This window comes from Ideonella azotifigens, from assembly GCF_006519715.1.
GTDB classification, from domain to species: domain Bacteria; phylum Pseudomonadota; class Gammaproteobacteria; order Burkholderiales; family Burkholderiaceae_C; genus Ideonella; species Ideonella azotifigens.
The window spans coordinates 1-9,553 of record NZ_VIDT01000158.1; the positions used below are offsets into that span (position 1 = coordinate 1).

The window sequence follows — 9,553 nt, forward strand, 5'->3', positions numbered from 1 at the left end:
CAGCAGGTCGTAGAACGAGGTCAGGCTCACCGTGTCACTCCTTGCCGTCCCAGCCGGCCGCCTGGCGCTTCAGGGCGGCCAGCCAGTCCCGCACCGCTGCCGCGTTGCCCAGCGTGCGACTTTGCCATTCAGGGCTGTGCGACGGGCGCTTGACCCAGCGCACCTGCAAGCCGCCTTCGGCCAGGCTCAGCTCGGCCACCGGCTTGCCCTTGAACTGGTAGCGCAGCGGCGCGCCGCCGGCCTGCTCCTGCAGCTTCAGGTCGCGCAGGCCACGGCGCAGCGTCTGCAACGCTTCGTCGGGCTTGAAGGCGGGCAGGGCCCAGCCGGACAGATCGTCGTCACTCATCGCGGCTCCTCATGCCAGCCATCTTTTACGGCGCTTGTAGCTCTTCGCGTCGCGGAAGTTCTTGCGCTCGCCGCCTTCCTCGCGCCCCATGCCCAGGTAGAACTCCTGCACGTCCTCGTTTTCGCGCAGCTCGGCCGCGGCGCCGTCCATCACCACGCGGCCGTTTTCGAGGATGTAGCCGTGGTCCGCGTAGCGCAGCGCGATGTGGGTGTTCTGCTCGGCGAGCAGGAAGGTCACGCGCTCCTTGCGGTTCAGGTCCTGCACGATCTGGAAGACCTCTTCCACGATCTGCGGCGCCAGGCCCATGGACGGCTCATCCAGCAGCACCATCTTCGGGTTGGCCATCAGTGCGCGGCCGATCGCGCACATCTGCTGCTCGCCACCCGAGGTGTAGGCGGCCTGGCTGCTGCGGCGGGTCTTCAGCCGCGGGAAGTAGGCGTAGACCTTCTCCAGCGTCTCGGCGACCGCGGCCTTGCCGTCCTTGCGCGCATAGGCCCCCGTGAGCAGGTTGTCTTCAATGGTGAGGTGCGCAAAGCAGTGCCGGCCTTCCATGACCTGCACCACGCCCCGCTGCACCAGCTGGGCCGGGCTGAGCTTTTCGATGCGCTCGCCGCGCAGCTCGATGCGGCCCTTGGTGACCTCGCCGCGCTCGCCCGCCAGCAGGTTGGAGACGGCGCGCAGCGTGGTCGTCTTGCCCGCGCCGTTGCCGCCCAGCAAGGCCACCACCGATCCTTCAGGCACCTGAAGCGACACGCCCTTCAGCACCAGGATCACGTGGTGGTAGATCACCTCGATGCCGTTGACGTCCAGCAGTGCGGGCGGCAACGCGGCCTTCGGCGTGGCCGCCAACGGTGGGGCCGATTCAGCAATCGCTTCCATGGTGGCCGGCTCCCTCGGTTCAGCTGCAGCTGCGTGGCTTGAGGTTCTTGTCTTTGGCGTACTTGGCCGCGGCTTCCTTGACCATCGGATCGATGTGCGTCTTGTCGGACTGGTACCAGTCGGAGGCCAGGTTCCATTTCGCGCCGTCCCACTGGACGATGCGGGCCCAGTCGGTGCCCATGTGGTTGCTGCAGCTGGTCTGCACCGGCCGCATCACTTCACCAAAGCCCAGAGCCTTCAGCTTGTCGGCCGTGAGGTTCAGGTTCTCGAAGCCCCAGCGCACCTGCTCGGGCGTCATGACCTTGCCCTTGCCGTATTTCTCCTGCGCCGCGCGAATGGCCTCGACCTGCAGCATCGCGATCATCATGCCGCGGGTGTGGGCCAGCGCGCCGATCTCGGTCGCCGCGCCCGTGCCCTGGCCCTTGTCGTAGACGAACTTCTTCAGGTCCTCGTGCACCCGGTCGCGGGCCGAGCTGTTGTGCAGCGTGATCGCGTTGTAGCCCTTGGCGCCGGCGCCAATGTCCTTCACGTCATGGTCCGAACCGGCCCACCAGATCGCGTACATCTTCTCGCGCGGAAAGCCGCTGGCCTGGGCCTCGCGGATGCCGGCCGGCGTCATCACGCCGGCGGACCAGAACAGCACGTAGTCCGGCCGCGCCTGGCGGATCTGCAGCCAGACGGATTTCTGCTCCACGCCGGGCGGCGTGACCGGGTAGAGCTGCACCTCGAAGCCCTCGGCGGCTGAGCGCCGCTGCAGCAGCGCGATGGGCTCCTTCCCGTAGGGGCTGTCGTGATAGACCAGCGCGATCTTCTTGCCCTTCAGGCTGCCGCCTTCCTTCTTGGCAATGTCCTGCAGCATCACGTCGGCCGCTGTCCAGTAGGTGCCCAGCAGCGGGAAGTTCCACTCGAACACGCTGCCGTCGGCCGAGGCCGAGAGGCCATAGCCCGGCGTCTCGACGACGACCTTGTCGACAAAGGCCTTGTCGGTCACCGCGAAGGTGATGCCGGTGGACTGGGTGTCGAAGCCGCTCGCGCCGCCGCCCTTGGTCTTCAGGCGTTCGTAGCACTCCACGCCCTTGGCCGCGTCATAGGCCGTCTCGCATTCCTCGAAGGCCAGCTTCACGCCGTTGACGCCGCCGTCGCGGGCATTGATCAGCTTCAGGTAGTCCTGCTTGCCGTCGCCCCAGGGAATGCCCAGCGGCGCGAACTGGCCGGTGCGGTAGACCAGCAGCGGGATGAACTGCTCATTGGCTGCCTGGGCCTGCACGGCCAGCGGAACGGTGGCCGAAGCCAGCGCGGCCGCGGCCAACAGCGTGGTGCGAACCAGGGAAGTGAAGCGCATGTGTTTGTCTCCTAGGTGATGCACTCTGTGCGGTGCGTGACTTCAATCAAGCGAGCGCCGTGGATCCGGCTTCGCCGGGCCACTGGCGCTGCCCCTTGAGGGGCCGCCGAAGGCGGTAGGGGTGGTTCATGTCAATGCGGGAAGGGCCAGAGGCGAAGTTTTTGCCGGGCCGTGGACCACAGCTTGGCCAGGCCGTGTGGCTCGACGATCAGGAAGAACACGATCAGCGCGCCGAAGATCATGTGTTCCAGCTGCGAGGCCGTGCCGGTGGAAATCGGCAGACCCAGCCAATGCGGCAAGTGGTTCAGCAGGAGCGGCAGCAGCACGATGAAGGCCGCGCCGAGGAAGCTGCCGGCGATCGAGCCCAGCCCGCCGATGATGATCATGAACAGCAGCTGGAAGGACTTGTCGATGCCGAACGCCGCGGGCTCCCAAGCGCCCAGGTGCACAAAGGCCCACAGCGCGCCGGCCACGCCGACGATGAAGCTGCTGACCGCAAACGCGCTGAGCTTGGCATAGACCGGGCGGATGCCGATCACGGCTGCCGCCACGTCCATGTCGCGCATGGCCATCCATTCGCGGCCAATGGCACCACGCACCAGGTTCTTGGCCGCCAGCGCCAGCACGGCCACCAGCGTCAGGCACAAGAGGTACTTCTGGACCGGGCTGCTCACGTCGAAGCCGAAGACCTGCAGCGGGCCGACGCTGACCGAGCCCGAAGGCGAGTCGTTCGTGACCCACTTGACCCGGTTGGTGAACCAGTCGATGAAGAACTGTGCCGCCAGCGTGGCCACCGCCAGGTACAGCCCGCGGATGCGCAGGCTGGGCAGGCCGAACAGCACGCCGCAGACGGTGGCCGCCAGCCCGCCGCCGATCAGCGACAGGATCAGCGGCATGCCCTCGATGCGCACCTGCAGGTTGAACGCGGCATACGCGCCCACCGCCATGAAGGCGCCGGTGCCCAGCGAGATCTGGCCGCAGTAGCCCACCAGCACGTTCAGCCCGATGGCGGCCAGCGACAGGATCAGGAACGGGATCAGCACCGCGCGGAAGGTGTAGTCGCTGGCCAGCCAGGGCACGGCGACAAAGGCGATGGCCACCAGCGCCCACATGGCCCAGCGGTCCTGCGCGATGGGGAACAGCGCCAGGTCCGCCGCGTACGAGGTCTTGAACTGGCCGTTTTCACGATAGAGCATGTGATGGCCTCCTCAGACGCGGTCAATGATCTTGTCGCCGAAAAGACCCTGGGGGCGAACAAGCAGGAACCCCAGCGCAAGGACGTAGGCAAACCAGTTCTCGATGCCGCCGCCCACGGTGGGCCCGAGGTAGATTTCCGACAGCTTTTCGCCAACGCCGATGATCAGCCCGCCGACGATGGCGCCGGGCACCGAGGTCAGGCCGCCGAGGATCACCACCGGGAAGGCCTTCAGCGCGACCATGGAGATGGAGAACTGCACGCCCAGCTTGCTGCCCCAGATGATGCCGGCCACCAGTGCCACCACGCCGCCCACGGCCCAGACGATGACCCAGATGCGCGCCAGCGGAATGCCGATGGACTGGGCGGCCTGGTGGTCGTCGGCCACCGCGCGCAGCGCGCGGCCGGTGCGGGTCTTCTGGAAGAACAACGTCAGCGTGGCGACCAGCAGCGCGGCGATCAGCGCCGAATACAGGTCTTCCTTGTTCAGCAGCAGGCCGCCGGGGAAGGTGTTCTCCAGCACGAACATCGGGTCCTTCGGCAGGCCCACGTCGATCTTGTAGGTGGCGCTGCCAAACAGCAGCTGGCCGGCGCCATCGAGGAAGTAGCTGATGCCCAGCGTGGCCATCAGCAGCGTGATGGCCGGCTGGTTCACCAGGCCGCGCAGCGCCAGCCGCTCCACCAGCCAGGCCACCACGATCATGCAGGCCACGCTGGCGATGAGCGCCAGCAGGTTGGCCAGGATCAGGCTCTCGAAGCCGAACCACTGCGGGAACCATTCGGAGAAGCGCGCCATCGCCAGCGCTGCGAACAGCACCATCGCACCCTGTGCAAAGTTGAAGACGCCAGAGGCCTTGAAGATCAGCACAAAGCCCAGCGCGACCAGCGCGTACAGCATGCCGGCCATCAGCCCGCCGAACACCGTTTCCAGAAAAAACCCCATCTCGATGTTCCTTTCAGGCTGCGGCGCGTTGGTCGGCCAGCGGCGGGGTGACAGGCGATGTGGCGCGTGGAGCCGCAGCGGGCGGCGCGGCGTCCGTGCCCAGGTAGGCTCGGATGACTTCGGGGTTGGCGCGCACCTCGGCCGGCGTGCCGTCGCCGATCTTCTTGCCGTAGTCCAGCACCACCACGCGGTCGCAGAGGTCCATCACCACGCCGATGTCGTGTTCGATCAGCACGATGGTGGTGCCGAATTCGTCGTTCACATCCAGGATGAAGCGGCACATGTCCTGTTTCTCCTCGACGTTCATGCCGGCCATCGGCTCGTCCAGCAGCAGCACGCTGGGTTCCATCGCCAGCGCGCGGCCCAGGTCCACGCGTTTTTGCAGGCCGTAGGGCAACTGGCCGACGGGCGTCTTGCGGAAGGCCTGGATTTCCAGGAAGTCGATGATGCGTTCGACCGCTTCTCGCTGCGCGATCTCTTCCTTCAGCGCCGGCCCCCAGCGCAGCGCCTGCAGCAGCAGCGGGCTTTTCATGCGCAGGTTGCGGCCTGTCATCAGGTTGTCCAGCACGCTCATGCCCTTGAACAAGGCCAGGTTCTGGAAAGTGCGGGCCACGCCCATCTCGGCCACCTGGCGCGAGTTCATGTGGCTGAAGGTCTGGCCGCGGAAGGTGATCTGGCCCTCCTGCGGCGTGTAGACGCCGTTGATGCAGTTCAGCATCGAGCTCTTGCCGGCACCGTTCGGGCCGATGATGGCGCGGATCTCGTGCTCGCGCACATTGAAGCTGATGTCGCTCAGCGCCTTGACGCCGCCAAAGCGCAGGCTGATGTGCTGCACGTCGAGGATGACCTCGCCGGCGGCCGTTGAAGTCTTGCTGCTCATGTCATGCAGCCTTCCGTGAAGCGGCAGGGTAGGTCTGGGTGTCGGCGATCTGCAGCGTCGCGGCAATGCGGCCGCTGCGGCCGTCCTCGAAGGTCACCGCCGTCTCGATGTACTGTTGCTTCAGGCCGCCGTAGAGCGCGTCCACCAGCGGCGCGTACTTGCTGGCAATGAAGCTGCGCTTGACCTTGCGGGTGCGGGTCATCTCGCCGTCGTCGGCGTCCAGTTCCTTGTGCAGGACCAGGAAGCGATGGATCTGCGAGCCGGCCAGCAGCTCGTCGCGCGCCAGGTCGGCATTGACCTGCTGCACGCAGTCCTGGATCAGCGCGTAGACCTCGGGCTTCTGCGCCAGGTCGGTGTAGCCGGCGTAGGCCAGGTTGCGCCGCTCGGCCCAGTTGCCCACGGCCTCGAAGTCGATGTTGATGAAGGCGCAGACGCGGTCGCGGCCGTCGCCGAAGGCCACGGCCTCCTTGATGTGCGGGAAGAACTTCAGCTTGTTCTCCACATACTTGGGCGCGAACATCGCGCCGTCGAACGCGCCGCCCGCGAGGCGGCCAACGTCCTTCGCGCGGTCGATGATCTTCAGGTGGCCGCCGGCATCGAGGAAACCGGCGTCTCCGCTGCGGTACCAGCCGTCTGCCGTCATGACCTCGGCGGTGGCGGCCGGGTTCTTGTAGTAGCCGCGCAGCAGGCCAGGCGACTTGATCAGCACCTCGCCCTGTTCGGAGACCTTCAGCTCCACGCCGGCGATGGGCACGCCGACGGTGTCGGACCGCGCTTCATGGTCCGGCTGCAGGCAGACGAACACGGCGGTCTCGGTCGAGCCGTAAAGCTGCTTCAGGTTGATGCCAATGGCGCGGTAGAACGCGAACAGGTCCGGCCCGATGGCCTCGCCCGCGGTGTAGGCCACCCGCACGCGCGACAGGCCCAGCGTGTTGCGCAGCGGGCCGTAGATCAGCACATTGCCCAGTGCATAGCGGAGCCGGTCCAGCGCGCCGACGGGCTGGCCGTCCATCAGCGCAGTGCCCACGCGGCGGGCGAGTGCCATGAAGTGCTGGTACAGGCCGCGCTTGATCGCGCTGGCGTCTTCCATGCGAATGGTGACGGTGGTCAGCATCGCTTCGAAGATGCGCGGCGGCGCGAAATAGTAGGTCGGCCCGATCTCCTTCAGGTCGATGCTGACGGTGGCGGCCGACTCGGGGCAGTTCACCACGTAGCCGCAGGCCAGCCACTGCGCATAGCTGAAGATGTTCTGGCCAATCCAGGCCGGCGGCAGGTAGGCCAGCACTTCTTCGTGCTCGGTCAGCCTGTCGAAGGCCTGGCCGGCCGCGGCGCGGTCCAGCAGCGTGCGGTGGCTGTGCACCACGCCCTTGGGCTGGCCGGTGGTGCCGGAGGTGAAGAACATCGCGGCCACATCGTCGGGTTGGCCAAGCGCGATCTGCGCGTCCACGAAGGTTGGCTGGCCGGTATGGAAGTCTGCGCCTTCGGCCAGCAGTTGGTCCAGCGAGGCCAGGCCGGGCGCTTCGTAGCGGCGCAGGCCACGCGGGTCGTCGAACCAGATGCGCGCGAGCTGCGGGCACTGCGTGCGGATCTCCAGCAGCTTGTCGACCTGCTCCTGGTCCTCTACCACCGCAAACCCGATCTCGGCATTCACCAGCGGGAACACGAACTCGGCCGCCGCCGCGTCCTGGTAAAGCGGCACCGGCACCGCGCCCAGGGCCTGCGCGGCCAGCATGGTGGCGTAAAGCCGCGGCCGGTTGTCGCCGATCACGGCCAGGTGCTGGCCACGCTGCAGGCCTGCTGCGGCCAGGCCCGCGGCCAGCAGGCGCACGCGCTCGGCCAGTGCGCCCCAGGAGGTGGTTTGCCAGATGCCGTATTCCTTTTCGCGCAGCGCCGGGTCCTGCGGTCGAGCGGCGGCGTGTAGCAGCAGCAGGCGCACAAACGTCGTGTCCAAGGGCGAGTCTCCGGTGGCTGTTTGCGCCGGATGCTAGGGCCGGCTTTGACGCCATGTTGTCGGTTCAACGACAATCTACGGGTCTGTCCGGGGCGGACTTTCCCGCGGCTTGCTGGCAATGTCGGGGCACATGAACGTCGCCTTAACTCTCCAGCATTCCGGCCCAGCGGCGCCCTCGCTCTACCAGCGCTCGCGGCGCGCACACGAGGCCGAGCTGGCCACCATTCCGTGGCTGGCGCTCTTGAGCGGCGAGGACCAGGCACTCGTGAAACCCGAGGTCCGCGTCGTCACGGCGGAGCCGGGCGACCTGATCTGCCGTCTCGGCAAGGCGCCCACCTATTGGTTCGGCCTGGTGGAAGGCCTTCTGAAGATGAGCAACGACGGCAGCCATGGCCCCATCGTCACTTTTGCAGGCCTGCCGCCGGGCGCCTGGTTTGGCGAGGGCACGCTGCTCAAGCGCGAGCCCTACCGCTACAACGTGGAGGCGCTGCGCCAGAGCGCGGTGGCCGGCCTGCCGATCGATGCCTTCCACGACCTGCTGGGCCGCAGCATCGCTTTCAACCGCTTCGTGCTGAACCAGCTCAACGAGCGCCTGGGCCAGTTCATCCTGGCCCGCGAGACGGACCGCCTTAACGACCCCGATTCGCGCGTGGCGCGCAACCTTGCCGCGCTGTTCCACCCGGTGCTCTACCCGGGCGTGGGCCAGTTGCTGCGCATCACCCAGCAGGAACTGGCCTACCTGGTCGGCCTGTCGCGCCAGCGGGTCAACGAGGCGCTGCGCTCGCTGCAGGGCGCGCAGCTGATCCAGATCGAATACGGGGGCTTGCGGGTGCTGAACCTGGAAGGGCTGAGGCGCTATCCGGTGCCACCTGCGGGCAGCCAATAGCCAGCATTCTGGCCGGCACTTTCAGTGCGTTAACGCCACGGCAGCCTGGCCGTGTGTCGCTCGGATCCGCTTCTCCTCGGCCAGCGCCTCGTGGGCGGATTCGCCGAGCGCGCGCTGGCAGTCGGCGAAGCTGCGCAGTGCGTCCGCAAGCGCCAGGCTGCGCGCGGCGTCGTACTCGGCGCGGTGCAGCTTGACGGCCTGCTCCAGCACGGGCCTCGCTTCGGCTGCGCGGTGTTGCGCCAGCAGGGCTTGCCCGAGCACCAGCGTGGCCAGCGCTTCGTGGTCCCGCTGGTAGTCGGCGGATTGGCCTTGCGCGATCTTTTCAAGCGCCTGCCGGGCCAGCCGCTCGGCATCGGCGGCGTTGCCCGCGGCCATCTGCAGCCATGCCGATTCAGCCTGTGCAGCCACTGTCTCGGAAGGCGCCGGGTCCTTCGGCAGCTTCTTGTCGGCGCGCGCTTGCTGGTACTCGGCCAGCGCCTGCCGGCCTTGCCCTTGTGCGACCAGCAGGCGCCGATGCGCCGCGCGGATGAAGCTACCCGCCTGGTAGTTGGCCTTGGTGGCGATGTCCTGCGCCTGCTGGATGGCGGCTTGCGCCTCGTCGAAGCGGCCGAGGTCGGTCAGCCCCCGTGCCCGGAAGCTCAGGAGCGGCACGGCGAAGTCGGGTGCATCCTTCATCCGGTCGCCGAGCTTGAACGCCTGATCCACGTCGGCCAGGCCTTCTTCGGTCCGGCCCAGGGCGATCAGGATCCTGCCGTGCGCAGCCACCATCATCGGCTTGGCCAGGCCCATCTGAAGCTCGCCGGCGAGGCCGAAGCGGTAGGCCGGCTCGACGACGGCCAGGCTTTCGTGGAAGCGGCCTGTGTCGTAGAGGAAGTTGGCGAAGGTCGCCTCGGTGAAATGGACCTGTCCGGGCGCCGCGGCCGTCCGGTGCCCGATCTCCAGGCTGTGCAGGAAGCTCGCCCGGGCCTGGTCGTAGGCGCCGAGCGCGCGCTGCACGTTGCCCAGCGTGATGTAGGCGGTGAACAACTGGCTGGCACCGAACTCTGGATGGGCTTCACCCAGCGTGATCGCTTCGGTCAGCGCGTCGCGCGCCTGTTCGTTGTGGCCGACGTAGGAAGCATTCTGGCCCAG

8 protein-coding genes and 1 pseudogene are annotated in these 9,553 nt (G+C 67.3%); 1 reads left to right on the forward strand and 8 read right to left on the reverse strand.

What is annotated here, in order from left to right:
- Positions 1 to 34: 34 nt before the first annotated feature.
- The 7 genes and pseudogenes from FKP22_RS12015 to FKP22_RS12045 form a co-directional block, all read right to left on the reverse strand.
- Positions 35 to 346 carry a hypothetical protein gene (locus FKP22_RS12015; RefSeq protein ID WP_141287729.1) on the reverse strand — a complete coding sequence of 104 codons (312 nt, stop codon included), beginning with the start codon at positions 344 to 346 and terminating at the stop codon, positions 35 to 37.
- 9 nt (positions 347 to 355) lie between these two features.
- A complete protein-coding gene (locus FKP22_RS12020; protein WP_141287730.1) occupies positions 356 to 1,225 on the reverse strand; it encodes an ABC transporter ATP-binding protein in 870 nt (289 codons plus the stop codon).
- A 19-nt stretch (positions 1,226 to 1,244) separates the two neighbouring features.
- Positions 1,245 to 2,567 carry an ABC transporter substrate-binding protein gene (locus tag FKP22_RS12025; RefSeq protein WP_141287731.1) on the reverse strand — a complete coding sequence of 441 codons (1,323 nt, stop codon included), beginning with the start codon at positions 2,565 to 2,567 and terminating at the stop codon, positions 1,245 to 1,247.
- Between the two features lie 131 nt (positions 2,568 to 2,698).
- The gene (locus FKP22_RS12030) at positions 2,699 to 3,763 is read right to left on the reverse strand and encodes a branched-chain amino acid ABC transporter permease (protein WP_141287732.1); all 1,065 of its coding nucleotides are present in this window, start codon (positions 3,761 to 3,763) and stop codon (positions 2,699 to 2,701) included.
- 12 nt (positions 3,764 to 3,775) lie between these two features.
- Positions 3,776 to 4,705, reverse strand: a complete 930-nt coding sequence (locus FKP22_RS12035) for a branched-chain amino acid ABC transporter permease (RefSeq protein ID WP_141287733.1) — start codon at positions 4,703 to 4,705, stop codon at positions 3,776 to 3,778.
- A 94-nt stretch (positions 4,706 to 4,799) separates the two neighbouring features.
- Positions 4,800 to 5,585 (reverse strand): annotated as a pseudogene (locus tag FKP22_RS12040) (ABC transporter ATP-binding protein); the annotation flags it as partial.
- Between the two features lies 1 nt (position 5,586).
- Positions 5,587 to 7,536 (reverse strand): AMP-dependent synthetase/ligase, encoded by a 1,950-nt coding sequence (locus tag FKP22_RS12045; protein WP_141287735.1) that lies wholly within the window; start codon positions 7,534 to 7,536, stop codon positions 5,587 to 5,589.
- A 130-nt stretch (positions 7,537 to 7,666) separates the two neighbouring features.
- Between FKP22_RS12045 and FKP22_RS12050 the strand changes: the two genes are divergently transcribed.
- Complete coding sequence (locus tag FKP22_RS12050; RefSeq protein WP_141287736.1) at positions 7,667 to 8,422, forward strand: Crp/Fnr family transcriptional regulator; 756 nt, start codon at positions 7,667 to 7,669, stop codon at positions 8,420 to 8,422.
- 21 nt (positions 8,423 to 8,443) lie between these two features.
- Here the strand turns inward: FKP22_RS12050 and FKP22_RS12055 are convergent.
- The coding region (locus tag FKP22_RS12055; RefSeq protein WP_170200862.1) for a tetratricopeptide repeat protein at positions 8,444 to 9,553 on the reverse strand (1,110 nt) is incomplete at its 5' end.

Bases quoted from the DNA above. Each gene is read 5' to 3' on its own strand.
- FKP22_RS12035 (WP_141287733.1), bottom strand. From the start codon at position 4,705: ATGGGGTTTTTTCTGGAAACGGTGTTCGGCGGGCTGATGGCCGGCATG.
- FKP22_RS12030 (WP_141287732.1), bottom strand. From the start codon at position 3,763: ATGCTCTATCGTGAAAACGGCCAGTTCAAGACCTCGTACGCGGCGGAC.
- FKP22_RS12020 (WP_141287730.1), bottom strand. From the start codon at position 1,225: ATGGAAGCGATTGCTGAATCGGCCCCACCGTTGGCGGCCACGCCGAAG.
- FKP22_RS12015 (WP_141287729.1), bottom strand. From the start codon at position 346: ATGAGTGACGACGATCTGTCCGGCTGGGCCCTGCCCGCCTTCAAGCCC.
- FKP22_RS12025 (WP_141287731.1), bottom strand. From the start codon at position 2,567: ATGCGCTTCACTTCCCTGGTTCGCACCACGCTGTTGGCCGCGGCCGCG.
- FKP22_RS12050 (WP_141287736.1), top strand. From the start codon at position 7,667: ATGAACGTCGCCTTAACTCTCCAGCATTCCGGCCCAGCGGCGCCCTCG.